The sequence below is a fragment of the Pantoea sp. ICBG 985 genome (assembly GCF_002928365.1).
GTDB lineage: Bacteria > Pseudomonadota > Gammaproteobacteria > Enterobacterales > Enterobacteriaceae > Pantoea > Pantoea dispersa.
In genome coordinates this window covers 187,935-211,571 of the sequence record NZ_POWM01000001.1, presented here as the reverse complement: position 1 = coordinate 211,571, position 23,637 = coordinate 187,935, and the positions used below count along the sequence as shown (strand labels likewise).

The 23,637-nt window shown below is 58.2% G+C and carries 27 protein-coding genes, 1 other RNA gene and 1 other annotated feature; of the genes, 12 read left to right on the top strand and 16 right to left on the bottom strand.

The window, feature by feature from the left end; translation table 11 throughout:
* Window positions 1-48 precede the first annotated feature (48 nt).
* The 4 genes from C1Y42_RS01040 to C1Y42_RS01025 all read right to left on the bottom strand — a co-directional run bounded on the left by C1Y42_RS01040 (window position 49) and on the right by C1Y42_RS01025 (window position 4,107).
* On the bottom strand, window positions 49-1,350 hold the full coding sequence (locus C1Y42_RS01040) for an inosine/guanosine kinase (protein ID WP_058775243.1): 1,302 nt from the start codon (window positions 1,348-1,350) through the stop codon (window positions 49-51).
* Between the two features lie 58 nt (window positions 1,351-1,408).
* Window positions 1,409-2,368 (bottom strand): ferrochelatase, encoded by a 960-nt coding sequence (gene hemH, locus C1Y42_RS01035; protein ID WP_021507223.1) that lies wholly within the window; start codon window positions 2,366-2,368, stop codon window positions 1,409-1,411.
* A gap of 115 nt (window positions 2,369-2,483) precedes the next feature.
* Window positions 2,484-3,128 (bottom strand): adenylate kinase, encoded by a 645-nt coding sequence (gene adk, locus C1Y42_RS01030; RefSeq protein ID WP_021507222.1) that lies wholly within the window; start codon window positions 3,126-3,128, stop codon window positions 2,484-2,486.
* Between the two features lie 151 nt (window positions 3,129-3,279).
* A complete protein-coding gene (locus C1Y42_RS01025) occupies window positions 3,280-4,107 on the bottom strand; it encodes a DUF6024 family protein (RefSeq protein WP_104093004.1) in 828 nt (275 codons plus the stop codon).
* Window positions 4,108-4,296: 189 nt separating this feature from the next.
* Between C1Y42_RS01025 and C1Y42_RS01020 the strand changes: the two genes are divergently transcribed.
* Entirely contained in the window at window positions 4,297-5,166 is an 870-nt protein-coding gene (locus C1Y42_RS01020) for a LysR substrate-binding domain-containing protein (protein ID WP_021507220.1), read from the top strand.
* 129 nt (window positions 5,167-5,295) lie between these two features.
* Here C1Y42_RS01020 and htpG read toward each other — a convergent pair whose 3' ends face one another.
* The 6 genes from htpG to C1Y42_RS00990 all read right to left on the bottom strand — a co-directional run bounded on the left by htpG (window position 5,296) and on the right by C1Y42_RS00990 (window position 11,567).
* On the bottom strand, window positions 5,296-7,170 hold the full coding sequence (htpG, locus tag C1Y42_RS01015; protein ID WP_104092663.1) for a molecular chaperone HtpG: 1,875 nt from the start codon (window positions 7,168-7,170) through the stop codon (window positions 5,296-5,298).
* 100 nt (window positions 7,171-7,270) lie between these two features.
* Complete coding sequence (gene recR, locus C1Y42_RS01010; RefSeq protein WP_031279660.1) at window positions 7,271-7,876, bottom strand: recombination mediator RecR; 606 nt, start codon at window positions 7,874-7,876, stop codon at window positions 7,271-7,273.
* The gene (locus C1Y42_RS01005) at window positions 7,876-8,205 is read right to left on the bottom strand and encodes a YbaB/EbfC family nucleoid-associated protein (protein WP_010616869.1); all 330 of its coding nucleotides are present in this window, start codon (window positions 8,203-8,205) and stop codon (window positions 7,876-7,878) included. Before C1Y42_RS01005 ends, recR begins: the two co-directional genes overlap by 1 nt.
* 49 nt (window positions 8,206-8,254) lie before the next feature.
* Complete coding sequence (gene dnaX, locus C1Y42_RS01000; RefSeq protein WP_104092662.1) at window positions 8,255-10,234, bottom strand: DNA polymerase III subunit gamma/tau; 1,980 nt, start codon at window positions 10,232-10,234, stop codon at window positions 8,255-8,257.
* Window positions 8,852-8,913: a sequence feature (DnaX frameshifting element), on the bottom strand. It overlaps the preceding gene by 62 nt.
* Window positions 10,235-10,481: 247 nt before the next feature.
* Window positions 10,482-11,033, bottom strand: a complete 552-nt coding sequence (gene apt / locus C1Y42_RS00995) for an adenine phosphoribosyltransferase (RefSeq protein WP_031279659.1) — start codon at window positions 11,031-11,033, stop codon at window positions 10,482-10,484.
* A 150-nt stretch (window positions 11,034-11,183) separates the two neighbouring features.
* Complete coding sequence (locus C1Y42_RS00990; protein WP_104092661.1) at window positions 11,184-11,567, bottom strand: DUF454 family protein; 384 nt, start codon at window positions 11,565-11,567, stop codon at window positions 11,184-11,186.
* 58 nt (window positions 11,568-11,625) lie between these two features.
* Between C1Y42_RS00990 and priC the strand changes: the two genes are divergently transcribed.
* The 3 genes from priC to rsmS are packed head-to-tail and all read left to right on the top strand — an operon-like array spanning window position 11,626 to window position 12,594.
* A complete protein-coding gene (gene priC / locus C1Y42_RS00985) occupies window positions 11,626-12,135 on the top strand; it encodes a primosomal replication protein PriC (RefSeq protein WP_058769399.1) in 510 nt (169 codons plus the stop codon).
* Window positions 12,136-12,184: 49 nt separating this feature from the next.
* The gene (locus C1Y42_RS00980) at window positions 12,185-12,430 is read left to right on the top strand and encodes a GlsB/YeaQ/YmgE family stress response membrane protein (RefSeq protein ID WP_010616865.1); all 246 of its coding nucleotides are present in this window, start codon (window positions 12,185-12,187) and stop codon (window positions 12,428-12,430) included.
* 8 nt (window positions 12,431-12,438) lie between these two features.
* On the top strand, window positions 12,439-12,594 hold the full coding sequence (gene rsmS / locus C1Y42_RS00975; RefSeq protein WP_021507212.1) for a pleiotropic regulatory protein RsmS: 156 nt from the start codon (window positions 12,439-12,441) through the stop codon (window positions 12,592-12,594).
* Here the strand turns inward: rsmS and acrR are convergent.
* Window positions 12,591-13,229 (bottom strand): multidrug efflux transporter transcriptional repressor AcrR, encoded by a 639-nt coding sequence (gene acrR, locus C1Y42_RS00970; RefSeq protein ID WP_031279658.1) that lies wholly within the window; start codon window positions 13,227-13,229, stop codon window positions 12,591-12,593. The genes rsmS and acrR overlap by 4 nt on opposite strands.
* Before the next feature lie 142 nt (window positions 13,230-13,371).
* Between acrR and C1Y42_RS00965 the strand changes: the two genes are divergently transcribed.
* The 4 genes from C1Y42_RS00965 to ykgO all read left to right on the top strand — a co-directional run bounded on the left by C1Y42_RS00965 (window position 13,372) and on the right by ykgO (window position 18,302).
* On the top strand, window positions 13,372-14,562 hold the full coding sequence (locus tag C1Y42_RS00965; protein ID WP_104092660.1) for an efflux RND transporter periplasmic adaptor subunit: 1,191 nt from the start codon (window positions 13,372-13,374) through the stop codon (window positions 14,560-14,562).
* Between the two features lie 17 nt (window positions 14,563-14,579).
* Entirely contained in the window at window positions 14,580-17,729 is a 3,150-nt protein-coding gene (locus C1Y42_RS00960) for a multidrug efflux RND transporter permease subunit AcrB (RefSeq protein ID WP_021507209.1), read from the top strand.
* Between the two features lie 159 nt (window positions 17,730-17,888).
* Window positions 17,889-18,146, top strand: a complete 258-nt coding sequence (locus tag C1Y42_RS00955) for a type B 50S ribosomal protein L31 (RefSeq protein WP_021507208.1) — start codon at window positions 17,889-17,891, stop codon at window positions 18,144-18,146.
* Window positions 18,147-18,161: 15 nt separating this feature from the next.
* The gene (gene ykgO, locus C1Y42_RS00950; protein ID WP_010616859.1) at window positions 18,162-18,302 is read left to right on the top strand and encodes a type B 50S ribosomal protein L36; all 141 of its coding nucleotides are present in this window, start codon (window positions 18,162-18,164) and stop codon (window positions 18,300-18,302) included.
* A gap of 44 nt (window positions 18,303-18,346) precedes the next feature.
* On the opposite strand, the gene C1Y42_RS00945 is transcribed toward ykgO, so the two are convergent.
* Genes C1Y42_RS00945 through C1Y42_RS00935 form a run of 3 tightly spaced genes read right to left on the bottom strand, consistent with a single transcriptional unit; the run spans window position 18,347 to window position 20,739 of the window.
* Window positions 18,347-19,225, bottom strand: a complete 879-nt coding sequence (locus C1Y42_RS00945) for a metal ABC transporter substrate-binding protein (protein ID WP_058769397.1) — start codon at window positions 19,223-19,225, stop codon at window positions 18,347-18,349.
* 21 nt (window positions 19,226-19,246) lie between these two features.
* Window positions 19,247-20,086, bottom strand: coding sequence for a metal ABC transporter permease (locus C1Y42_RS00940; RefSeq protein WP_058775239.1), 840 nt, complete (start codon window positions 20,084-20,086; stop codon window positions 19,247-19,249).
* Window positions 20,083-20,739 (bottom strand): metal ABC transporter ATP-binding protein, encoded by a 657-nt coding sequence (locus tag C1Y42_RS00935; RefSeq protein WP_104092659.1) that lies wholly within the window; start codon window positions 20,737-20,739, stop codon window positions 20,083-20,085. Before C1Y42_RS00935 ends, C1Y42_RS00940 begins: the two co-directional genes overlap by 4 nt.
* Before the next feature lie 327 nt (window positions 20,740-21,066).
* Here C1Y42_RS00935 and C1Y42_RS00930 point away from each other — a divergent pair, with 327 nt between their 5' ends.
* From C1Y42_RS00930 to C1Y42_RS00920, 3 genes are all read left to right on the top strand, one after another.
* Window positions 21,067-21,420, top strand: a complete 354-nt coding sequence (locus C1Y42_RS00930) for a hypothetical protein (RefSeq protein ID WP_104092658.1) — start codon at window positions 21,067-21,069, stop codon at window positions 21,418-21,420.
* 145 nt (window positions 21,421-21,565) lie between these two features.
* Entirely contained in the window at window positions 21,566-21,943 is a 378-nt protein-coding gene (gene tomB, locus C1Y42_RS00925; RefSeq protein ID WP_104092657.1) for an Hha toxicity modulator TomB, read from the top strand.
* Between the two features lie 24 nt (window positions 21,944-21,967).
* Entirely contained in the window at window positions 21,968-22,186 is a 219-nt protein-coding gene (locus C1Y42_RS00920; RefSeq protein ID WP_021507203.1) for an HHA domain-containing protein, read from the top strand.
* Between the two features lie 128 nt (window positions 22,187-22,314).
* Here the strand turns inward: C1Y42_RS00920 and ffs are convergent.
* An RNA gene (gene ffs / locus C1Y42_RS00915) (signal recognition particle sRNA small type) lies at window positions 22,315-22,411 on the bottom strand.
* A gap of 176 nt (window positions 22,412-22,587) precedes the next feature.
* Between ffs and C1Y42_RS00910 the strand changes: the two genes are divergently transcribed.
* Window positions 22,588-22,899 (top strand): MGMT family protein, encoded by a 312-nt coding sequence (locus tag C1Y42_RS00910; protein WP_021507202.1) that lies wholly within the window; start codon window positions 22,588-22,590, stop codon window positions 22,897-22,899.
* Between the two features lie 167 nt (window positions 22,900-23,066).
* On the opposite strand, the gene C1Y42_RS00905 is transcribed toward C1Y42_RS00910, so the two are convergent.
* Window positions 23,067-23,624, bottom strand: a complete 558-nt coding sequence (locus tag C1Y42_RS00905; RefSeq protein WP_021507201.1) for a YbaY family lipoprotein — start codon at window positions 23,622-23,624, stop codon at window positions 23,067-23,069.
* Window positions 23,625-23,637 lie beyond the last annotated feature (13 nt).

Sequence of the window (23,637 nt, the reverse complement as noted above, 5' to 3'; positions counted from 1 at the left end):
ATCACGGCTGAAGAATGCGCAATAAATTGCGCCGCTACGGGTTCGTTATTACCTGTCCCAGTAAGACTCTTCTAAACTGTCTTCCCGCTCCGGCAGTCCGCGCGTCAGACGCGGGGAGTGCTGGTTCAGCACCTGATAACTGACGCGGTTGGCATATTTGCACACCTGCGCCAGCGACGAGTAGGTCAGGTATTCGCGGGCGTGTTTGCTGGAGTTTGGCACTTTCTGACGGTGGAAATTGTTGGCGGTAATATCATGCAGCAGCGCCGCCAGCGCGCCATCACCGGCACCATTGGTGTTCATGATCTTCTCCGGACCGCCCATGTAAGGCGCAATGTGCGAGAAGATCCGCAGCGGCAGCTGGCAATCCTGATGGCGCATGGCGCGGCTGAACTCAAACTGGTTGAACTCGGCAATCGCCCCTGGCAACAGCGGATGATTGGTTTTGCGCTTAAACGCCTCTTCGGTGAACCCGGCCATATACAGCCCGGTCGGTCCGGCGGTGCATAGCACCAGATCGACCCAGTCCAGCGCCATGTTAGAGGCCAGCAACGGATCCGCTTCGCCGGTCAGCGCGAACGCTTCCTCTTCATTCATCGCCACAATCGAGACGTGTTCGCGCAGGAAATCGCGCCAGAACTGCGGGTTATCCTGAATCACATATTTGGTACCCAGCGTCAGCACCACCGGTACATTGTGCTTTTTGGCGAACTCAATGGCCCGCAGCGTCGCGTCCGGCATCGGTTCGCCCGGCTGACAGCGCACCAGGTAGGATGTCAGCACCAGCGCCGACGCACCGGCAATCACCTCTTCCGGAATACTGGCGGCCTGCAGCTGGTTCATCAGGCCAGGGCTGATAGCAAAGGTGCGCTCGCCCTGCTCGCCGATCAGGGTAAAGCAGCGGCCAATGGCGCCATCGACGCCCTGCAGGAAGTTAAGGTCCATGCGGCTGGAGGTATTGCACAGGTAGCGATAGGCGTAACCGCCAATCTGGATGTTGTTACACATCACGCCGAGCAGCACCGAACGGTCATCAGCCAGCACCGAGTAGTTGTGCAGCGTATTACCGATGGTACCGCCGGCAAACTGGTGGCTGATCAGCTGCTCGCGCATCAGCTCGTTATACAGCGCTTCGGCGGTCGCATCGTCGATCACCAGCGAATGACCGGCGCTCAGGCCATAGCGCTGCAGGAAGTCGTCATCGACTTTGGCTTCGATATCTACCAGCGTCTGGTCGATACCCACCACCCAGCTGCCCTCTTCCTGCTCCTGCTGGGAAGCCTGCAGCAGCGGATCGCGCGCGTTGACGGGAAAATAGTGTTTGGATTTGCGTTTGCCGGGAAATTTCATGAAAGCTGCCGTCAGGGAAAATCAGGCAGAGAATGATATCACATTCTCTGCCGCACCCTTAGCGGCGCGCTTGTACCAGCTGCACCATCATCTCGATGTGCTCATCATCCGCATTAAGCGCCGGAATGTATTCGAATTTCTCGCCGCCAGCGTGCAGGAAGATTTCGCAGTTTTCGCCGCTGATCTCCTCCAGCGTCTCGAGGCAGTCCGCCGCAAAGCCCGGACTCATCACCTGCACATGTTTAATCCCTTTGGCCGGCAGGCTTTTCATGGTCTCATCCGTGTACGGCATCAGCCAGGGCTCGCGGCCAAAGCGCGACTGGAAGGTCATCATGATTTTATGCGGCGCAATGCCGAGCGCGGCGGCCAGGGCGTCGGTGGTGTCTTTGCAGCGCAGCGGATAGTCGTCGCCTTCATTGGCGAAGCGTTGCGGAATGCCGTGGTAAGAGAGCACCAGCAGATCCGGCTCGCCATGTTGGGCAAACGAGCGCTCCACCGAGGCCTTCAGCGCGGCGATATAGGCCGGATGTTCGGCGTAATCGCGGATAAACGCTACTTCCGGCAGGGAACGCAGCGGTTTAAAGCTGGCCGCCAGGCCATCCCACACTGCCGCCACCGTGGAGCAGGAGAACTGCGGATAGAGCGGCAGCACGATGAATTTGGTGACACCCTGCGCCAGCAGACGCTCCACCGCACCGTTGAGGCTCGGCTGGCCGTAACTCATGCCCAGCTCTACCGGCATATCCAGCCGCTGCGCCAGCGCGGCACGCTGCCGCTTGCTGAACACCATCAGCGGGGAACCTTCGTCCATCCACACCGATGCGTACAGCTTCGAAACACGCGGCGAGCGGAACGGCAGAATGATGAAATTGAGAATCGGCCACCACAACCAGCGCGGCGTATCCACCACGCGCGGATCGCCGAGGAACTGTTTCAGATAGCGTTTCACCGCCGCGGTGGTCGGTGCGTCTGGTGTACCTAAGTTAACCAGTAAAACCCCAGGCTTATCTTGCCTCATTGTATTTCCTTGATGTCGCAGACAATGGTTCTGAATCGGGGGAAATTGTAGCGGAAAAAGCGGAGGGGGAAAGCAATTGCTGCAAAAGGGCCGGACAACCGGCCCTGTTCACCACTTAACCGAGGATATCGGCCAGCTGTGCACTCACTTCGGTCACCTGACGGGTGCCGTCGATTTTGTGGTATTCGGTGTTACCGGCTTCGGCTTCTTTGCTGTAGTAAGCAATCAGCGGCGCGGTCAGCTGATGGTATTCCACCAGACGCTTACGCACGGTCTCTTCCTGGTCATCTTTACGCGTGGTCAGCTCTTCGCCGGTCACGTCATCTTTACCTTCCACTTTTGGCGGATTGTATTTGATGTGGTAAACGCGGCCTGACGGCGCATGCACGCGGCGGCCGACAATGCGATCGACAATCAGTTCGTCCGGTACGGCGAACTCGAGCACGTAATCCACCTTGATGCCCGCCTCTTTCATGGCGTCAGCCTGCGGAATGGTGCGTGGGAAACCATCGAGCAGGAAGCCGTTTTTGCAGTCTTCCTGCGCGATACGCTCTTTAACCAGCGCAATCACCAGTTCGTCCGTTACCAGTTTACCGGCATCCATGATGGCTTTCGCCTGCTGGCCCAATTCGGTGCCGGCTTTGACAGCCGCACGCAACATGTCGCCCGTGGAGATCTGCGGAATACCGTATTTCTCCATGATGAATTGAGCCTGAGTGCCCTTACCTGCGCCCGGTGCCCCGAGCAGAATAATACGCATTGCGTAATTCCCCTTGCGAATCGCATTGATCAATCTGAGAAGGCCAAGAACATACCATTATGACCCGCACACCACAAGGCAACGGGCCCTCGGGCGCTGAAAGGCCTACTTTGACCTGCTTTAGCGCGGTGCGCCAGTAGCAGGCACGTTTTTAAGAATTTCGGCTGTCTCTGAGCACCTCGCGCAGCCGTTTTTTTAGCGCAGCGGTGACGTTCTGTGGCTTATTGCCGTTGCCGCGCACGCTGACCGGTAAAAACAGGCGATGCGGCGCGGGCAGCAGCAGCATATCCGCGGGCAACGCTGGCAGCGCACTGCCGGGCGGCAAGGGCAGCAGCGCAAACGGCAGGCCGGGCTGGTGAATCGACTGCAGCGTGAACGGCGTATCCAGCGTCAGGCTATCGACACTGGCAACATTGAAGGGCTGCCAGTCGTCCTGCGCCATGCTCTCCAGCGCGCGTTCCGGCGCGTCACCCAGCGCCAGTCCCTGTTCGAACAGCCGCAGTTCGCTGCGCACCAGCGTACTAAAATCATGAGTACGCAGCGCAATCAGCACCAGATCGTCGCTCAGCATCGCATGCTGATTCAGCTGGGTGACAAACAGTCGCGCCTCGCTGATGAGTCGTTTATGCAACACGCTGGCGAAGGAGCCGGACGCGTGCGTCACGCCCTGGCTCTGGCAGGCACTCAGATTGCGCACCCGGCCCTGCTGCATATCGACATGATCGACCAGCGCGATATTGCCCGCCATCATCGGCAGGGCCGGCAGCACGCTGAGTTCGCTGACCGGATATTGCGCGGCGTAGCGCGTCTGATTGCGCGCCTGCTCCTGGCGCAGAAACAGTTGCGAGAGCAGCACGCGCGCGATGTGCAGTGAGGGGGCAAAAAACAGATCGTAATTTTCCAGCCGATAGTGACGGGACAGCAAGCCGCGCAGCCGATCGCGCGCCGCCGCCCTGGCAGTAGCCTGTTGTGAAGTCATCACGTGACATTTCTCTTGGTTATTCTGCTGTGTGAAGCTGGCGCTGGCAGCGGACATCGCCGCTGCTTTACACAGCGAAGCCGGTCCGTCAACCCGCCAGATTAAGCAGGAAAGGTTAGGTTAATGCGGCTGGACATTAAAATGATATAAACTGACAATCCCTGTTAGGTTTTTACACAGGGGATGAGTATGACCGCGCTTCCGTCGTTACGTGCACTGCACTATTTTCATCAGGCGGCGCTGCATTGCAGCTTTAGCGTCGCGGCCGAATGTCTCCATGTCACCCACAGCGCCATCAGCCATCAGATTCGCCAGCTGGAGAGCTGGATGGGCAAGCCTCTGTTCATCCGCACTAACGGGCGCGTGCGCTTAACCTCTCACGGCGAACGTCTGCTGGTGAGCTGCCAGAAAGCCTTTAGCGAACTCTCTACCACCTGCGTAAGTATTCGCACCGGGATGCGCAACCATCTGAGCGTCGCCTGTACCCCAAGTTTTTTATCCCAGTGGCTGATTCCGCGCATCAGCAGCTTTTACCAGCGCTATCCCGATATTGAAGTGCAATTCCAGCCGCAGGGCGATATTGCTCAGCTGCGCAGCGAACACACCGATGTGCTGATCCTCAGTTATGAACAGGCGCCGGACGACGACATAGATGCCTCACTCATCAGCGATGATTACGTTGGCCCGCTGTGCGCCCCGCAGTACGCGGCGCGTTTTCACAGCGAGCAGGATCTGGCGTCGCTGCCGCTTTTGCACGCCGATACCCGCCTGCAGGCCTGGGCCGAATGGGCGAAGATCAGCGGCGTGCGCGGTAATTTTTGGCTGGGCAAACATTTCGATAATCTGACGCTGGCGATTCAGGCCGCGAGAAACGGACTGGGCGTGATTGTGGCGCCGCGCCTGCTGGTGCGTCAGGAGCTGAACGACGGCACGCTGATTGCGCCGTTGGGGTTTGTGCGCGCCGACCGTGCCACCTGGATGATGACCAAGCGGTCACGCCAGCACGATGCGGAGATTACGTTGTTCCGGGATTGGTTGCGGGATGAAGCGCTGAAGTAAGCAAGGGCGGCATAAATAAAAAAGGTCGTCATTAATGACGACCCTACAGAGAGTGGACAGTTGTCGAATCGGTGCCAGGTAACCTGTAGGGTCGGCATTCATGCCGACCGTTCCGATTACCGCACCGCGTTACGCCGTCAGCAACTGATTCATGCGGCGGATAAACTGGTTAGGATCGTCCAGCGTGCCGCGCTCGGCCAGCAGCGCCTGATCCAGCAGCAGTTCAACCCACTCCGCAAAGCGCGCTTCATCCTGGGTATCAGCCACGCGTTTCACCAGTGTATGCTCCGGGTTGATCTCAAAGATGTACTTCACTTCCGGCACATCCTGACCGGCCGCGGCGAACAGCTTCGCCATCTGCGTGGTCATTTCGTTGGCGTCGGTGGTGACAATCGCCGGCGTGTCGGTGAGGCGATGGGTCAGGCGCACCTCTTTGACGCGCTCGCCCAGCAGGGTTTTCACGCGATCGACGAACGGCTCCAGCGCTTTTTCCGCTTCCTTCTGCGCTTCCGTCTCTTCGTCCGCCAGCTTGCTCAGCGACTCATCCGCTTTGCTCACCGACTGGAACGTTTTGCCATCGAACTCCGTCAGGTAGCTCATCATCCACTCGTCGATACGATCGGACAGCAGCAGGACCTCGATGCCTTTCTTACGGAACAGCTCCAGATGCGGGCTGCTTTTCGCGGCGGCATAGCTGTCGGCAGTGATGTAGTAAATCTTCTCCTGCCCTTCAACCATGCGGCTAACGTAATCGTCCAGCGAAACGGTCTGCGCCGCGCCTTCGCTCTGGGTGGTGGCGAAACGCAGCAGTTTAGCAATCGCCTCCTGGTTGGCATGATCTTCCGCCGGGCCCTCTTTCAGCACCAGACCGAACTCTTTCCAGAACTGCTGATATTTCTCTGCGTCGTCTTTGGCCAGTTTTTCCAGCATCTGCAGGCTGCGTTTGGTCAGCGCGGCGCGCAGGCTCTGCGTGACGCGGCTGTCCTGCAGGATCTCACGGGAGACGTTGAGCGGCAGATCGCTGGAATCTATCAGGCCACGCACAAAGCGCAGGTAGTTCGGCATGAACTGTTCCGCGTCATCCATGATAAAGACGCGCTGCACGTACAGTTTCAGACCGTGCTTGCTGTCGCGGTTCCACATGTCGAACGGCGCACGCGACGGGATGTACAGCAGGCTGGTGTACTCCTGCTTACCTTCGACGCGGTTGTGGCTCCAGATGGCCGGGTCGCTGAAATCATGGGCGATGTGTTTGTAGAACTCGTTGTACTCTTCGTCGCTGATTTCGCCTTTGTTGCGCGTCCACAGCGCCTGGGCTTTGTTGATCTTCTCCCAGGTGACGGTATCGTTCTCTTCGTCTTTGGTCTCGATCTCCACCGGCAGCGCGATGTGATCGGAATATTTGCTGATCACGTTGCGCACGCGCCACGCGTCGAGGAAGTCATCTTCACCTTCACGGAAGTGCAGCGTAATTTCGGTGCCGCGATCGGCTTTCTCAATCTCCGCCAGCGTATACTCGCCTTCGCCGGCGGATTCCCAGAACACGCCTTCGTCGGCTTTGGCGCCCGCGGCGCGGGTGCGTACCGTCACTTTGTCAGCGACGATAAACGCCGAGTAGAAACCGACACCGAACTGGCCGATCAGCTGGCTGTCTTTTGCCTGATCGGAACCCATCGATTCCAGAAACGCTTTGGTACCGGATTTCGCGATGGTGCCGAGGTTTTCAATCACCTCATCACGGCGCATACCGATGCCGTTATCGCTCAGCGTCAGCGTGCGTTTTTCCTTGTCGACCGAGATACGCACGCGCAGGTCGCCATCGCCTTCATACAGATCCGGCGTCGACAGTGCGCGGAAGCGCAGCTTGTCAGCCGCATCGGAGGCGTTGGAGATCAGTTCACGCAGGAAAATCTCTTTGTTTGAATAGAGGGAATGGATCATCAGGTGCAGAAGTTGTTTTACCTCTGACTGGAAGCCACGCGTCTCTTGTCCTTTCATGGTCATTGCTACCTCAACAGAATCGGGGTTGATCAATTGTTGAGAGTGAAATGGGGATGGTGGGGAGAATTTCAAGCCGGTATCGCAGCAGGATACCGGCAAGTGGTCAGAATTTAATCTTGTGCCGTCCGGCAAGCGAGTGCGACAGCGTTGTGCCGTCGACCATTTCCAGTTCACCGCCGACCGGAACCCCGTGCGCGATGCGGCTGGCGTCAACGCCATACTGGCCGCACAGCTCGGCGATATAGTTAGCCGTGGCTTCGCCTTCCACCGTTGGGTTGGTGGCGAGGATCACCTCCTGCAGCGTCTCACGTTCAAGGCGCTGCTCCAGCCGATCCAGGCCAATGTCCTGCGGGCCGATGCCGTCCAGCGGCGACAGATGGCCCATCAGCACAAAGTAGCGACCGCCAAACTGGCCGGTCTGCTCAATGGCGTGGATATCCGCCGGGCTCTCCACCACGCAAATCTGGCCGTTTTGCTGACGGCGGGGATTGGCGCAGATGGTGCAGATCTCCTGCTCGGTGAAGGTGCGGCAGTCGGAACAGTGGCCGATTTCTGCCATGGCGCGGGTCAGCGCCTGCGCCAGACGCATGCCACCGCTGCGATCGCGCTGCAACAGATGAAACGCCATGCGCTGCGCCGATTTCGGGCCAACGCCCGGCAAACAGCGCAGCGACTCCATCAAAGCTTCAAGCAGTGGACTGGTTTGCATCAGAACGGCATCTTGAAGCCAGGCGGCAGCTGCATACCGGCAGAGACGGACGCCATCTTCTCTTTCTGCGTTTCATCAATACGGCGCGCCGCATCGTTGAACGCCGCAGCGATCAGATCTTCCAGCATCTCTTTGTCATCTTCCAGCAGGCTGGGATCGACTTCCACGCGGCGGCAGTTGTGCGCACCGTTGATGGTCACTTTGACCAGGCCAGCCCCTGATTCGCCGGTGACTTCCAGTGCGGCGATCTCTTCCTGAACTTTGGCCATTTTATCCTGCATCTGCTGGGCCTGTTTCATCAGGTTGCCCAATCCGCCTTTACCAAACATAGTTTTCTCTCTCTGCTGGGGCTGCGCGCAACGCTGCGCGACAGCGTGATCATACGGGTCGGATACTCTCTTCATCCAGGTCCGCATCAAAGAAGCGACGCAGCGTCTGAATGTGGGTATCGCTTTCGATCGACTGACGCGCCTGCGCCAGTTTCTCTTCATAAATGGCCTGACGCCACTCCAGCGGCGTCAATACCGCCGGATTATCGTCTTCCACGATGGTCAGTTCAACCGTCTGGCCGGCCGCCTGGCTCAGCGCCTCCTGAATCGCCTGGCGCGCCGGGGCAGAGTTGAGATGACGCTGGCTGCTGCGCAAATGCAGCGTCACGCCCTGCTCATTCACCTCTTTCCACGCGTTCAGCGCGACCTGCTGGACCAGCTTCGGCAGCGTCAGCCTGGCGATTTCCGCCGCCCAGGCATCGCGCTGCAGCGCCTCTTCCGCCAGTTTGAGCGCCAGCTCTGGCGTTTTCTCATGCTCCAGCGCAGAACGCAAGGCTTTTGGCGTCGCCACCGGCTCCGGCTTGATCTCCTCCTGCTGCTGGGCTTTCCAGCGATACGCTTCCGGTTTCGCCGGCGCTTTTACCGCCGGCTCAGACGCGCGCTGTTGCACGCGCTCGGTGACGCTTGCCAGACGTTCCAGCGCCGGGTTTGCCGGCCGCGCGGAACGCGCTGCCGGCTCACTCTTTTTTGCTTTGCCGGCTCCCTGACGCAGCAGTTGCGTCCGCGCCTGTAACAGCTGACTGGTGGCGTCGGGCAAGTTATCCGGGGCCGGTGCCATATCGGGATAATCATCGGCCGGCGGCGGCGGCTCATCCATCGGCGGTGCCATCTGCGGCTGCGCGGCCACAGCGGGTGCGGCTTTGGTCTGAGGCGCTGGCGCGGCAACGGCCGGTGCGGCCTGCGGCGTCAGCGACGGGCGCGCCACCGGTTCAGCGATGGTGGCCTGCGGATGAAACGCCAGTGCACGCAACAGCGTCATTTCCACGCCGAGCCGGCGATCCGGCGCCAGCGGCAAATCTTTGCGCCCCATCAGCAGCGTCTGATAATAGAGCTGAACGTCAGCAGGCGGCAGCACGCGCGCCAGTTCGCGCAGGCGCTGCGCCTGGCTGGCATCATCTTCGCCAAGCGAGCTGGGCAGCAGCTGGACCATCGCGATACGGTGCAGCAGACGCAGCATCTCCACCAGCAGCGCCTCCCACTCCACGCCGCGCGATGCGGCCTGATTCAGCAGCGCCATCACCTGTTCGCCGTTGCCTTCCACCAGCGCTTCAATCAGCGCCAGCGGCTGTTCATCATCCAGCGTGCCCAGCATTTGCGCCACGCTGTCGCGCGTGACGCTGCCCTGCCCCATGGCAATCGCCTGATCGGTGAGGCTGAGCGCATCGCGCATGCTGCCGTCGGCGGCGCGCGCCAGCAGATGCAGCGCGCGCGGCTCGGCGTCAATCTGCTCCTGCTGCAGCACGTGCGCCAGCTGCTGCTGAATCTGTTCGACGTCGAGGGCTTTCAGGTGGAACTGCAGGCAGCGCGACAGAATGGTTACCGGCAGCTTCTGCGGATCGGTGGTCGCCAGCAGGAATTTCACATGCGACGGCGGCTCTTCCAGCGTTTTCAGCAGCGCATTAAAGCTGTGGCGCGACAGCATGTGCACTTCATCGATTAGATAGACCTTAAAGCGCCCGCGCGCGGGTGCATACTGCACGTTATCCAGCAGGTCGCGCGTGTCTTCCACTTTGGTGCGCGAGGCGGCATCGATTTCAATCAGATCGACAAAGCGCCCCTGTTCAATCTCGCGACAGTTATCGCACTGTCCGCAGGGCGTGGCCGTAATACCGGTTTCGCAGTTAAGGCCTTTGGCCAGCAGACGCGCAATCGAGGTTTTCCCCACGCCGCGCGTGCCGGAAAACAGATAGGCATGATGGATGCGTCCCAGTGACAACCCGTTGGCCAGCGCCGTCAGCACATGTTCCTGACCGACTACGTCGGCGAAAGCCTGGGGACGCCATTTTCGCGCAAGTACCTGATAGCTCATGTGGATTCAATCACTGGAGTTGTTTAACCTGGCACAGCAGCACGCTCAGTTGCGCCGATTCTGCCGTGGGACTTAGGGGAAAAATGCGGTGACGCAAACCCTGTTTATTTTGACAGGAGTGTAACAGCCACAGCCGGATATGCCTATACCCGTGATACGTCGCGCGCTGCGCTTCAGGCCGGAATATCCGTGTCAGGGAATGTAAAGAGTGGCGCCGCCGGGCATCAAGGCTGGCGGCGCGATGGCCTTAGTGGCCGGGGAAGTTGACCAGGCTGTAGCAGTCGATACCCAGCGCGTTCAGGCGCGCTTCGCCGCTTAAATCAAACAGGTTGATCACGAACGCGGCATCTTTAACTTCACCGCCCGCACGACGAATCAGTTTCACCGTGGCTTCAAGGGTGCCGCCGGTAGCCAGCAGATCGTCCACCACCAGCACCACATCGCCGGGTTTGATGGCGTCTTTGTGCAGTTCCAGCGCGTCTGAACCGTACTCCAGTTCATAGCTTTCGCTGAAAGTTTCACGCGGCAGTTTGCCCGGCTTGCGCACCGGCACAAATCCCACGCCCAGACCCAGCGCAACCGGCGCCCCGAACAGGAAGCCACGCGCTTCGGTGCCCACCACTTTGGTGATGCCTTTATTACGATAACGCTCCACCAGAATGGCGATCGCTGCGGCATACGCCTGCGGATCTTCCATCAGACTGGTGACGTCACGGAACAGGATGCCCGGCTTCGGATAGTCAGGAATGCTTTTGATGCTGTTTTTGATCAGTTCAAGCTGCTGCGCAGTTGCGGTCATAAAGGTTACGCCTGGAAAAATATCTAAAACGCGCAGCTTCCACAGCGCCAATACCCGGAAACCGGGTTAAGCGAAGTCGTTTCTCAAAGGGAAGCCACGCACGAAGATGCCCAAATCTAAGCAAACAGCCGGCTAAATGCAACCCTGATGCTACGGTTCGTGCGGGTTCGCACTTTCTGCTACAACCGGGATGCGCCACAGCATGAGCAGCAGCAACGCCAGCATCGCGCCGAGCAGGATGCGCAGCCACAGCAGCTTCACCAGCCAGATTGAAACCGCAAAGGTGATGACAATCAGCAACATGGCGCGGCTTTTGGCACCGGGCGGCATGGCGCGATGCTGCTGCCAGTGGCGCAGATAGCGGCCAAACGGCGAGCGCCACAGCAGCCAGTGGTGAAAGCGTGGCGACGAGCGGGCAAAACACCAGGCGGCCAGCAACACGAATGGCGTGGTCGGTAGTAAAGGTAATACAATGCCCAGCGTGCCCAGCACAATCGCCAGCCAGCCAAGGCTTAACAGTAAAATGCGCTGCATGCCAGATGCCTGAAAAATGTCACAACAGCGCTACGTTAACACAGACGGAATCGAAGTGATGCCTCAACTGCCCGCCCAACAGCGTCTGCACGCAATGATTGACACGCTGCGCCAGCAGATTGCGCAGCAGCCGGACGGTAGCTGCCGTCAGCCGCGCTTTGACGCGCAGCTGTTTCGCTGTAAAGGCACGCGGCTGGCTGACTATCTGCAAGAGCTGCAGCACAATGCGGCGCAGCTCGCGGCGTCCAACAGTGATGCGTCGCGCCGCCAGTGGCTGGCGCAGAAGGTGCTGGACCAGATTGCCGCGCTGCAGCGCGAGTGCAGTAGCCAGCAACTGCGCGTGGTGCGTGAACGGCCGCGGCGCGATCCGCTGCAGCCGAAGCGTGATGAGTACCGCGGCTACGAAACGCGATTGCTGGCCATGCTGCAGCAGCGCGAACAGCACCTGGCGCGCGCTGAAACGCTGAGCGTGCAGCAGCAGCTGATGCGCGAGGTGGAGATTCTGCAGGAGCGGCTGGCGCGCTGCCGCGCCGCGTTGCATAAACTGGAGATCGCGGCGCAGCCGTAAGCCGTTCGCTTTCCTCTATACTGGAAACAGCGCTGACGGGAGGAGAAGCATGACCCTTATCATCTGGATTATTATTGGCCTGGCTGCCGGCTGGCTGAAGCGGAGGGTGTTTCCCGGCCGTCCCGGCGGACTGGTGCCGACGCTGGTGCTGGCGGTGATCGGCGCGCTGATTGGCGGCTACATCGCCACGTATTTCACCACGGGCGACCTCGGTACGCTGCATCCGACGGGCTTTGCCGTGGCGCTGGCCGGTGCCCTGCTGATGCTGCTGGTCGCCGCTAAACTACGTATTTAGGAGACACTATGACGCTGGATACCGCGCCGGACGACATCAAGCTGGCGGTCGATTTAATTCAGCTGCTGGAGGAAAACCAGGTGCCCACGGCCACGGTGCTGGCTGCGCTGGCGATTGTCCAGCGCGATTATGAGCAGAAGCTGGCGGCCGAGCGCACCGCTTAGCGCGTGCCGGCGAGCGTCGGGCTCAGGCGCAGCATATCTATAAAGGCCTCGACCACCTGCGGCGCTTCACTCACCAGATCAAAACTTTGCGGATTGAACAACCAGCTCTCCATCATGCCGCTGATGTAGCCGCGCATCAGCAGCGCCGCCTGGCGGGTGTTGAGGCTGGCCGGAAGCTGCCCGGCCTCGATACAGCTGCGCAGCACCTCTTCGATGCGGTCATAACACGCCTGCAGCAGCCCCTGCTGCATCGCCATTAACGTCGACATTTCGCCAACGAACTCACATTTATGGAAGATAATCTCCATTAATGCGCGTCTTTGTGGATCCTTTGCTGTGGCTTCAAGGATATAGATCAGCATCGAACGCATTACAGAAAGTGGATCGCCAGGGTATTTTGTCTGATACTCAAGTTCCACATCGTCGAGCCCGGCGTCGCAACGCAGCCAGATCTCCTGTAACAGATCGGCTTTATTTTTAAAATGCCAGTAGATAGCGCCGCGCGTGACGCCAGCGGCCGCGGCGATATCCGCCAGTGAAGTGGCGGCCACACCGTGTTCAGAAAAGTGAGCTAAAGCGGCATCCAGAATTTGATGTCGCGTTTCAAGTGCTTGCGCTTTGGTTTTTCGTGCCATAGAGGACTGTTTTTACAAACTGGCAAGTTTACATACATTTGTGAATGTATGTACCATAGCACGACCCGTGTTTTAACGCAGCAATGGGTTTAACGGTTTGTGATCCATTGATCATTTGATATCGGACACTAGAGGTTTATTTATGAATAAAAACAGAGGATTAGCGCCTCTGGCGGCCGCCGTGATGCTTACAGGCAGCTTTTTGTTAACAGGATGTGATGATAATAAATCCCAGCAAGCCGCCCAGCAGCAGCCCCCGGAAGTGGGTGTTGTCACGTTAAAAAACGAGCCCCTGGAAATTACCACCGAACTGCCAGGCCGTACTTCGGCGTTTCGCGTGGCTGAAGTGCGTCCGCAGGTGTCAGGTATCATTCTCAAGCGTAATTTTGTTGAAGGCAGTGATGTTAAAGCCGGCGATTCGCTGTACCAGATCGATCCCGCCACCTATCAGGCCGCGTACGACAGCGCAAAAGGCGATTTAGCCCAGGCTCAGGCCAACGCGCGCGTTGCCCAGCTGACGGTGAATCGTTATAAGCCGCTGCTGGGTACCAAATATATCAGCCAGCAGGACTACGATAACGCCGCGGCCACCGCCGCGCAGACCGCCGCAGCCGTACAGGCGGCGCAGGCCAATGTGGAAACCGCCCGCATTAACCTGGCGTACACCAAAGTGACCTCGCCAATCAGCGGCCGCATTGGTAAATCCTCGGTGACGGAAGGTGCGCTGGTGTCGAACGGCCAGACCACCGCGCTGGCGACCGTGCAGCAACTCGACCCGATGTACGTCGATGTGACCCAGTCCAGCGATGATTTCCTGCGCCTGCGCGGCGAGCTGGAGTCGGGTCAGCTGAAGCAGAACGACGGCAAAGCTAATGTTACCCTGCTGATGCAGAACGGTAGCGCATACAGCCAGCCGGGCACACTGGAATTCTCTGATGTTACCGTGGATGAAACCACTGGCTCGATTACCCTGCGCGCGATTTTCCCGAATCCGGATCATCGTTTGCTGCCGGGCATGTTCGTGCGTGCACGTCTGGATGAGGGCACTAACCCGACGGCGCTGCTGGTACCGCAGACCGGCGTAACCCGCACGCCAACCGGTGAAGCCACTGCGATGGTAGTGGGCGCGGATAATAAAGTCGAAGTGCGTAAGATTACCGCGAACCAGGCGTTTGGCGACAAATGGCTGGTGACCGATGGCCTGAAAGAGGGCGATCGCGTGATTACCGTCGGTATTCAGCGTGCTAAACCGGGTGCTCAGGTGACGCCGCAGGAAGTCAAAGATGATGCCAAAGCCGCACCGGAATCTCAGTCTGCTAAATCATCGTCATAAACAGGAGCCGTTGATACATGGCTAAGTTCTTTATCGATCGCCCCATTTTTGCCTGGGTGCTTGCCATCATTATTATGCTGGCGGGTGCGCTATCGATTATCAAACTGCCGATCGAGCAATATCCCAACGTTGCGCCGCCGGCAGTTGAAATCCAGGCATCTTATCCGGGTGCAGATGCGAAAACGCTACAGGATTCGGTAACGCAGGTTATCGAACAGAATATGAACGGCATCGACGGGCTGATGTATATGTCCTCGAGCAGTGACTCTTCTGGTACGCTGACGCTGACGCTGACCTTCCAGTCTGGCACTGACGCCGACATTGCTCAGGTGCAGGTGCAGAACAAACTGCAGCTGGCAATGCCACTGCTGCCGCAGGAAGTACAGCAGCAGGGGATTCAGGTGAAAAAATCCTCCAGCAGCTTCCTGATGGTCGCCGGTTTCGTCAGCGAAGATGGCAGCATGACGCAGAACGACATCTCAGACTACGTAGCGTCGAACATCAAAGATCCGATCAGCCGTACGCCTGGCGTCGGTGACACTCAGGTGTTTGGTGCGCAGTATGCGATGCGTATCTGGCTCGATCCGCACAAGCTTAACAACTACCAGCTGACGCCGGTGGATGTGATCAGCGCGCTGCAAACCCAGAACACCCAGGTGGCCGCTGGTCAGCTGGGCGGTACCCCACCGGTGCCAGGTCAGCAGCTTAACGCCTCGATCATTGCCCAGACGCGTCTGACCTCGACCGAAGAGTTCGGCAACATCATGCTGAAGGTCAATCAGGACGGCTCACAGGTGCGCCTGCGCGATGTCGCGAAGATTGAACTCGGCGGTGAAAACTACGAGATCATTGCCCGCTATAACGGCAAACCAGCCTCCGGTATCGGTGTCAAACTGGCGACCGGCGCCAACGCACTGGATACCGCCGACGCGGTGAAAGCGGAACTGGCTAAGCTGGAACCGTTCTTCCCGGCCGGCATGAAAACCGTTTACCCGTACGACACCACGCCATTCGTTAAGATCTCCATTTTCGAAGTGGTGAAAACGCTGTTCGAAGCCATCGTGCTGGTGTTCCTGGTAATGTATCTGTTCCTGCAGAACTTCCGCGCGACGCTGATTCCTACTATCGCCGTGCCGGTGGTGCTGCTGGGCACCTTTGCCATCATCAGTGCCTTTGGCTACTCGATAAACACCCTGACGATGTTCGGCATGGTGCTGGCCATCGGCCTGCTGGTGGATGACGCCATCGTGGTGGTGGAAAACGTTGAGCGCGTCATGGCGGAAGAGGGATTACCGCCGAAAGAAGCCACCAAACGCTCGATGGAACAGATCCAGGGCGCGCTGGTTGGCATCGCGCTGGTGCTGTCAGCGGTATTTATCCCGATGGCGTTCTTCGGCGGCTCAACCGGGGTGATTTATCGTCAGTTCTCGATCACCATCGTTTCGGCGATGGCGCTGTCGGTGCTGGTGGCGTTGATTCTGACGCCAGCGCTGTGTGCCACCATGCTGAAGCCCATCAAAAAAGGTGAACACGGCAAAACCACCGGTTTCTTCGGCTGGTTTAACCGCCTGTTTGATAAGAGCACCAACCATTACGTCGACAGCGTCGGCCACATTGTGCGCAGCACCGGTCGCTATCTGCTGATTTATCTGCTGATTGTGGTCGGCATGGCTTACCTGTTCCTGAAACTGCCTACCTCGTTCCTGCCGGAAGAGGATCAGGGGCTGTTACTGGCGCAGGCGCAGCTGCCTGCCGGTGCGACTCAGGAACGTACGCAGAAGGTGCTGGATCAGGTTACGGATTACTTCCTGACCAAAGAGAAAGACAGCGTGAATTCGGTGTTTACCGTTAACGGCTTTGGCTTCGCCGGTCGTGGACAGAACACCGGTATCGCCTTCGTCAGCCTGAAGCCATGGGATGAGCGTGGTGATGCCAGCCTGAAAGTGCCGGCGATTGCCGGACGTGCGATGCAGGCGCTGGGTCAGATCAAAGATGCCATGGTGTTCCCGTTCAACCTGCCGGCCATTATCGAACTGGGTAACGCCACCGGTTTCGACTTCCAGCTGATCGATCAGGGTAACCTCGGCCATGAGAAGCTGACCGCCGCGCGTAACCAGCTGTTTGGCATGATTGCCCAGCATCCGGATACGCTGGTGGGCGTGCGTCCGAACGGGCTGGAAGATACGCCGCAGTACAAACTGATTATCGATCAGGAAAAAGCGCAGGCGCTTGGTGTGTCGCTGTCTGACATCAACACCACGCTGGGTGCGGCCTGGGGCGGTTCTTACGTCAATGACTTCATCGACCGTGGTCGCGTGAAGAAAGTGTACGTGATGGGTCAGGCCGACTCGCGCATGCTGCCGGATGACATCAGCAAATGGTACGTGCGCAATAGCGCCGGGACCATGGTGCCATTCTCAGCCTTCTCTTCGGCGAAGTGGCAGTATGGTTCACCGCGTCTGGAGCGTTACAACGGTCTGCCATCAATGGAGATCCTGGGTCAGGCGGCGCCGGGCAAGAGCTCGGGTGATGCCATGAACCTGATGGAGAGCCTCGCCTCGAAGCTGCCTGCGGGTATCGGCTACGACTGGACCGGCATGTCCTATCAGGAACGCCTGTCCGGCAACCAGGCGCCTGCACTGTACGCCATTTCGCTGATTGTGGTGTTCCTGTGTCTGGCCGCGCTGTATGAGAGCTGGTCGATTCCGTTCGCGGTCATGCTGGTGGTGCCGCTGGGTGTGATTGGCGCCCTGCTCTTCACCACGCTGCGCGGTCTGAGTAACGACGTGTACTTTGTGGTGGGTCTGTTGACCACCATTGGTCTCTCGGCGAAGAACGCCATCCTGATCGTCGAATTCGCCAAGGATTTGATGGAGAAGGAAGGCAAAGGGCTGGTCGAGTCGACGCTGGAAGCCTCACGTATGCGTCTGCGTCCGATTCTGATGACGTCGCTGGCGTTCATCCTCGGCGTACTGCCGCTGGCGATCAGCAGCGGTGCCGGCTCCGGCGCACAGAACGCCGTCGGTACCGGCGTGATGGGCGGGATGGTGACGGCCACCGCGCTGGCGATCTTCTTCGTGCCGGTGTTCTTCGTAGTGGTGCGCCGCCGTTTCAGCAAGAACAAGTCTGAGCTGGAACAGGGCCATCCGGTCGATCACCCTCACTGATAGTTTCTCTCTGCTAAAAGGCCGCGCAAGCGGCCTTTTTTATTGCGCACTCCCCTGCCCGCTCGTCCCATGACAAATCCGCACCGGACGCGTGGTTGCAATACTGCGGCGTGAGGTTCATAATATTGTTATATTATAACATTACACGAGAGCGCTATTATGAAACCAAACATTCATCCGCACTACCGTCCTGTGGTGTTCCACGACACCACCGTCGACGAATACTTCAAAGTCGGCTCAACGATTCAGACCGATCGTACCATCCAGTTTGAGGGCGAAGAGCTGCCGTACGTCACGCTTGATGTGTCGTCGAAGTCGCACGTTTACTACACCGGTAAACAGAAAGAGTTTGCCAAAGAGGGCAGCGCCGCACGCTTCAACAAGCGTTTTGGCAGCTTCCTGACGCGCAGCAAATAACCGGAGTTTAGCCACATGCAAGTTGTCAGTTCATTGCGGTCTGCCAAGACCCGTCACAAAGATTGCAAAGTCGTGCGGCGTAAAGGTCGTATTTATGTGATTTGCAAAACCAACCCGCGCTTTAAGGCGGTGCAGGGAAGAAAGAAAAAACGTTAGGAAAGTGTCGTGATAATTGGCCGGGATGCTCCCCGGCCTTTTTTTTACTTCATGCTGTGCAGCAGAGTTTCCACATTGTGCTTAAACGCCGCCTCATAGGTGGGCGCCGGCCCGCTGGCCGCTGACAGCGCTTCCGGATAGAGCTCGCCACCGGGTTGCGCACCGGTTTCACTGGCGATCTGTTTCACCAGACGCGGATCGGTCTGATTCTCCATAAAGTAGGTGGTGATGTGCTCGGCCCGGAGCTGTTTGATGATAGCGGCGACATCGCTGGCGCTGGCTTCCGCTTCGGTTGAGAAGCCCACCGGCGCGAGGAATGTCACGCCGTAGCGCTGGCCGAAATAGCCAAAGGCATCATGGCTGGTGAGTACCTTGCGTTTACTTTGCGCCACGCCGGCAAATTCACTTTTGGCCCAGCTATCCAGCTTCTGCAACTGCTGAATATAGCGTTCACCGCTGTGACGGATGTCGGCGGCATCGTCCGGATCGGCTTTGATCAGCGCGTTCATCACGTTGGTGGCGTAGATCACGCCGTTGTGCATGCTGTTCCACGCGTGTGGATCGGTGATGGTTTTGCCATCCTCCTCCATTTTGCGCGTATTGACGCCGTTCGAGGCAACCACCACCGTGCCCTTATAGCCGGACGCGCTAATCAGCCGGTCCATCCAGCCTTCCATGCCCAGCCCGCTGACGAACACCACATCGGCCTGCGCCAGCGCCTGACTATCCTGCGGCGTCGGCTCAAAGGTGTGCGGATCGCCATCCGGCCCCACCAGCGATTTCACCTTAACGTGATCGCCGCCGACCTGTTTAACGATGTCAGCCAGCACGGTAAAACTGGCTACGGCATCAACGGTTTTTGCCAGCGTCAGCGGGCTAATCAGCATCGCGCCAATCGCCAGACTCAACGGTAACTTCTTCATACCTATCCCCTTGTCATCTTATTATCGACGGCGCAGCAGGCCGCCACATGGTCCTGTCAACACAGACAGCAAAAACAGTACGGCCGCACTCAGTACCACCGCCGGTCCGGCAGGCAGCGCATAGTGCCAGGAGAGCAACAGGCCGATAAAGGCGGCAATCAGCGCCAGCAGCATGGCAATCGCCAGCATGCGAGTAAGGTGACGGCTCCAGAAGCGCGCGCTGGTGGCGGGCAGCATCATCAGCCCGACGGACATCAGCGTGCCGAGCACCTGAAAACCCGCCACCAGATTCAGCACCACCAGCGTGAGGAAAATGCCGTGCACCAGCGGTGCGCTCCATCTCCCCTGCGCACGCAGAAAATCAGGATCAAAGGCATCAATGACCAGCGGCCTGAAGATCACGGCCAGCATCAGCAGGGTGAACGCGGCGATGCTGCCAACCAGCACAATCGCGCCGTTATCCACCGCCAGCAGCGAGCCGAACAACACATGCAGCAGATCGACACTGGAACCGCGCAGTGATACCAGCGTGACGCCGAGCGCCAACGAACCCAGATAGAAGCCGGAAAAGCTGGCATCCTCCTTCAGGTGGGTGTAACGGCTGACCGCACCGGACAGCAGCGCCACCGCCAGCCCGGCAATCAGGCCGCCAATGCCCATCGCCACCAGCGACAGGCCGGACACCAGATAGCCGATGGCGGCGCCCGGCAATACCGCATGGGACAGCGCATCGCCCACCAGGCTCATACGGCGCAGCGAGAGAAAGACGCCGAGCGGCGTCGCACTGATCGCCAGCGCCATGCAGGCCACCAGCGCCCGGCGCATAAAACCAAACTCAATAAACGGCTGGAGTAACGTCATGACGCCACCCGACACAGCCGCGGTTGCTGCGCACTGTCGCGCTCATCCAGCGACAGCACGTCACGAAAATGGCGCGCCACCAGTAGCTTGTCGTGCAGCACCACCAGCAGCGTGGTGCCCGCCCGCTGCTGCTGTTCGAGAATCGACATCAGTAAGGTTATCGTCGGCGTATCAATGCCGTTGAAGGGTTCATCCAGCAGCCAGAGCTGACTGCGCTGGAGCATCAGGCGCGCAAACAGCACGCGCTGCAACTGCCCGCCGGAGAGCATCGCGGGCTGCGCAGTGGCGAAGTCGCGCATCTGCACCGCCTCCAGCGCGGCATCAATCTCCTGCCTCAGCGCACGCGTGATGCCACCGAACCAGCCGCAGCGTGGCCAGCAGCCCATTGCTACCAGCTCATAGACGGTGAGCGGGAAGCGGGTGTCCAGCTCGCTGCGCTGCGGCAACCAGCCCAGCGCTTTTCGCGGCAGCTGCAGTTCACAGCGTCCCGCCACCGGCGGCAGCAGTCCGGCGATGGTCTTAAGCAAGGTTGATTTGCCCGTACCGTTGGCCCCGACCAGTGCCGTCATACTGCTGGCCGCCAGTTCGCCATTCACCACCGGCGTCACCGCCCTGCCCTGATAGCCGCCCTGCAGATGATGAAAACGCATCATTGGTGCAGGCCCCAGAAGATGGCTAAAGCCAGCAGGCTACTCAGCAGTAGCGCTACCAGCAGGCGCCCGCCGAGCGAGAGAAGTAATCCACTGTGATTCATGATAGGCAACCAAAATGTTATAACATAACAATATACTACCTGATGGCATCATCGCGACGCGCGGACGAAAGTGTTTCAAAAGTTGATCAGTAGCGATACGCCTGGGCGATTTGTGCCATCAAGCCAGCGCCCATCGCAGCAATCGCCCTTTCTGTTTACCAATGGCTTGCAATGTCAGAGCTGAAAGCCAATGATAGAACTCTCCTTGCTTTTTACGGGATGCAGAATGCAGTCTATTATTCATAGTGATATTGACGTGAATGAGGATGATTGCGGCAAGTTACGCCAGATTATCCAGGGGAATATTCTCAAAATAGCCCAGGACCTTGCCGGCGATTTACAGTGGTATTCTCAAAACGCGCAATTAGTTCCGGACAGTTTTACCATTATTTCCATTCAGCCCGTCGGCCACAAACGATTTAAAATGCTTTACGATTTCACGTGGGATTTATTTAATCCCTGCCTTGATTTAAATGAAACCTTTACCCAACGTGAAGAAGTTTTGTTCCAGACAACGCCCGGCGCACTGGTGTTTGAGGTGATAGACAATACCCGCCCGTCACCGTGCGACGAATTGTAACATTTAGTAATTGGGTGAGCAAAACTAATGATTGTGGATTATATTTAAAAGGTCGCTGAATTCTTTTTATTCGTGATCGCTCCCTGGTAGCTTTTCCAAATCTCGCCGCGTCGCGGTAACTGTGCTCGCTATGGAGGGGAAAAAGATGGACGAATACTCACCGAAACGGCATGATATTGCCCAGCTTAAATTTCTGTGTGAGAACCTGTTTGACGAAAGTATGGCGACGCTAACCGACAGCCATCCCGGCTGGGTTAATGATCCCACTTCGCCAGGCAATTTACAGCTCAACGATTTGATTGAGCATATCGCCTCTTTCACGATGAATTACAAAATTAAGCATGTTGAAGATGAAGCGCTGATTACGCAAATCGATGAATATCTTGATGATACCTTTATGCTGTTTAGCAGCTATGGAATCAATACCCAGGATCTTCAACGGTGGCAACGTTCAGCAAAACGCTTATTTAATCTGTTTGCCGAAGAGTGCGCTTATCTCCAGCAACCCAGCCATTCCTTTTAGCATCAGAGTGAGACCGGTTTATTTATGAGCAACCCAGCCTTAACCAAAACAGACTATTTGATGCGACTGCGTCGTTGTCGCTCAATTGACACCCTTGAACGGGTGATTGAAAAGAACAAGTATGAATTACCCGATGATGAGTTAGCGGTATTCTACTCCGCAGCCGATCACCGTCTGGCCGAGCTGACCATGAACAAGCTCTATGACAAAGTGCCCGGATCTGTCTGGAAGTACGTCCGCTAAGTTTTCTCCCCGCAGGTCGTTTCGTTACTCACCTTTATTTCCACGGATGACAGGCAGGCAAAGGAGTGCCGACAGGGTGCTGTGCCGCATTGCGCGCAGGGATTTTGCATGGGCAGAAATGGTGGAGGCCCTGCCAGCTACATCCCGGCACACGCGTCGCCTGCTGCGGCTGCTTCCTTCCGGACCTGACCGAGTTCACAAGTTAGCGTTGCGGGAGAACCAACAGGGCCCCCATTGACGAGCTCTCATGTTGAGAGCGCTGGCATTATCGGGGAAGCCCCTGGCAATTGCAAGCGCAGGCCGGGCAACCGTTGGTTTCTTGAACAGGCCGGCGGCCAAACCCTGCTGATAGCCGCAATCGCATGCTAAAGTGGCGCTTTTCCCGCAGACGAGGTGCGTCAGTGAGTGAACAGAGCAATTTTTCCGAGCGCGTCTGGCAAATTGTTGCCGCTATTCCTGCCGGTAAAGTGACGACCTACGGCGATGTCGCGCTGCTGGCTGGTTCACCGCGTGCCGCACGTCAGGTGGGCGGCGTGCTGCGGCGCCTGCCGCCAGGCAGTAAACTGCCGTGGTTCCGCGTGATTAATCGTCATGGTCGTATTTCGCTGCAGGGCGATGATCTTTTTCGTCAGCGCGATGCACTGGAAGCCGAAGGTATTGAAGTGAGTGATGCGGGAGAAATTGAACTGGCGAAATATCGCTGGGAGTATTAATGCTGACAGGCCGCACTCCCTTTAAGGCGCGGGAATGGCACTGCAGAAAGTAAAGCGTCACACGCCAGGGATGGCGTGTGCCGAGCGATCAGGGACGAGACAGCGCCTTTACTTTCTGCAGTGCCATTCTGGCGCAGCTGCCGTAACGCGCTGTCTCCCGTTTCAACTTACAGACTGGTTGGTGCCGGCACGGAGGCTGACGGCGTAACCTGGGTTGGCGACGTCGAAGGCACGGTGGTAGCAGCGCCCGGCTGGGTTGGCATCGCCATATTGGTCACCGGTACCAGCAGCAGTTCCGCTTTCGTTCCACCCTGATTAATCACCGGTTTCACCGTATCGGTAATAAACGCCAGCTTGCCGTCGATGGTGATCGCTGCGCTCAGCAAAATGCGCGCGTTCGGCTGGATATCGGCCGGGTTAAAGGGCAGCACAAACTGGAACGGTGCCTGTTTGCCCTCGGTGCGAACCACACGCTGTGACAGCACTTTGGACGGCGCGTCCGCCAGTGACGCATCGGCCAGCGTCACGGTCAGCACCGCATCCGGCGGCAGCGCAATACGCTGGCGAATATAGACGGAACCGCTTACGTTCGGCTGGGCAATTGCCGACGGCTGCCCGGCCACGCTGGCGCCTAAAGTTGGCGTCGGCACGGGTTTACTGTGATCGGCACAGCCTGTGATTGCCACCGCCAGTGTCATACCGCTAATTACATGCCAGAGTTTCATCGATGTCGTCTCC

What these genes read in the sequence shown, in the direction of transcription:
- C1Y42_RS01040 (WP_058775243.1), bottom strand. Translation starts at nt 1,350, where the DNA reads ATGAAATTTCCCGGCAAACGCAAATCCAAACACTATTTTCCCGTCAAC.
- hemH (WP_021507223.1), bottom strand. Translation starts at nt 2,368, where the DNA reads ATGAGGCAAGATAAGCCTGGGGTTTTACTGGTTAACTTAGGTACACCA.
- adk (WP_021507222.1), bottom strand. Translation starts at nt 3,128, where the DNA reads ATGCGTATTATTCTGCTCGGGGCACCGGGCGCAGGTAAGGGCACTCAG.
- C1Y42_RS01025 (WP_104093004.1), bottom strand. Translation starts at nt 4,107, where the DNA reads ATGACTTCACAACAGGCTACTGCCAGGGCGGCGGCGCGCGATCGGCTG.
- C1Y42_RS01020 (WP_021507220.1), top strand. Translation starts at nt 4,297, where the DNA reads ATGACCGCGCTTCCGTCGTTACGTGCACTGCACTATTTTCATCAGGCG.
- htpG (WP_104092663.1), bottom strand. Translation starts at nt 7,170, where the DNA reads ATGACCATGAAAGGACAAGAGACGCGTGGCTTCCAGTCAGAGGTAAAA.
- recR (WP_031279660.1), bottom strand. Translation starts at nt 7,876, where the DNA reads ATGCAAACCAGTCCACTGCTTGAAGCTTTGATGGAGTCGCTGCGCTGT.
- C1Y42_RS01005 (WP_010616869.1), bottom strand. Translation starts at nt 8,205, where the DNA reads ATGTTTGGTAAAGGCGGATTGGGCAACCTGATGAAACAGGCCCAGCAG.
- dnaX (WP_104092662.1), bottom strand. Translation starts at nt 10,234, where the DNA reads ATGAGCTATCAGGTACTTGCGCGAAAATGGCGTCCCCAGGCTTTCGCC.
- apt (WP_031279659.1), bottom strand. Translation starts at nt 11,033, where the DNA reads ATGACCGCAACTGCGCAGCAGCTTGAACTGATCAAAAACAGCATCAAA.
- C1Y42_RS00990 (WP_104092661.1), bottom strand. Translation starts at nt 11,567, where the DNA reads ATGCAGCGCATTTTACTGTTAAGCCTTGGCTGGCTGGCGATTGTGCTG.
- priC (WP_058769399.1), top strand. Translation starts at nt 11,626, where the DNA reads ATGCCTCAACTGCCCGCCCAACAGCGTCTGCACGCAATGATTGACACG.
- C1Y42_RS00980 (WP_010616865.1), top strand. Translation starts at nt 12,185, where the DNA reads ATGACCCTTATCATCTGGATTATTATTGGCCTGGCTGCCGGCTGGCTG.
- rsmS (WP_021507212.1), top strand. Translation starts at nt 12,439, where the DNA reads ATGACGCTGGATACCGCGCCGGACGACATCAAGCTGGCGGTCGATTTA.
- acrR (WP_031279658.1), bottom strand. Translation starts at nt 13,229, where the DNA reads ATGGCACGAAAAACCAAAGCGCAAGCACTTGAAACGCGACATCAAATT.
- C1Y42_RS00965 (WP_104092660.1), top strand. Translation starts at nt 13,372, where the DNA reads ATGAATAAAAACAGAGGATTAGCGCCTCTGGCGGCCGCCGTGATGCTT.
- C1Y42_RS00960 (WP_021507209.1), top strand. Translation starts at nt 14,580, where the DNA reads ATGGCTAAGTTCTTTATCGATCGCCCCATTTTTGCCTGGGTGCTTGCC.
- C1Y42_RS00955 (WP_021507208.1), top strand. Translation starts at nt 17,889, where the DNA reads ATGAAACCAAACATTCATCCGCACTACCGTCCTGTGGTGTTCCACGAC.
- ykgO (WP_010616859.1), top strand. Translation starts at nt 18,162, where the DNA reads ATGCAAGTTGTCAGTTCATTGCGGTCTGCCAAGACCCGTCACAAAGAT.
- C1Y42_RS00945 (WP_058769397.1), bottom strand. Translation starts at nt 19,225, where the DNA reads ATGAAGAAGTTACCGTTGAGTCTGGCGATTGGCGCGATGCTGATTAGC.
- C1Y42_RS00940 (WP_058775239.1), bottom strand. Translation starts at nt 20,086, where the DNA reads ATGACGTTACTCCAGCCGTTTATTGAGTTTGGTTTTATGCGCCGGGCG.
- C1Y42_RS00935 (WP_104092659.1), bottom strand. Translation starts at nt 20,739, where the DNA reads ATGATGCGTTTTCATCATCTGCAGGGCGGCTATCAGGGCAGGGCGGTG.
- C1Y42_RS00930 (WP_104092658.1), top strand. Translation starts at nt 21,067, where the DNA reads ATGCAGTCTATTATTCATAGTGATATTGACGTGAATGAGGATGATTGC.
- tomB (WP_104092657.1), top strand. Translation starts at nt 21,566, where the DNA reads ATGGACGAATACTCACCGAAACGGCATGATATTGCCCAGCTTAAATTT.
- C1Y42_RS00920 (WP_021507203.1), top strand. Translation starts at nt 21,968, where the DNA reads ATGAGCAACCCAGCCTTAACCAAAACAGACTATTTGATGCGACTGCGT.
- C1Y42_RS00905 (WP_021507201.1), bottom strand. Translation starts at nt 23,624, where the DNA reads ATGAAACTCTGGCATGTAATTAGCGGTATGACACTGGCGGTGGCAATC.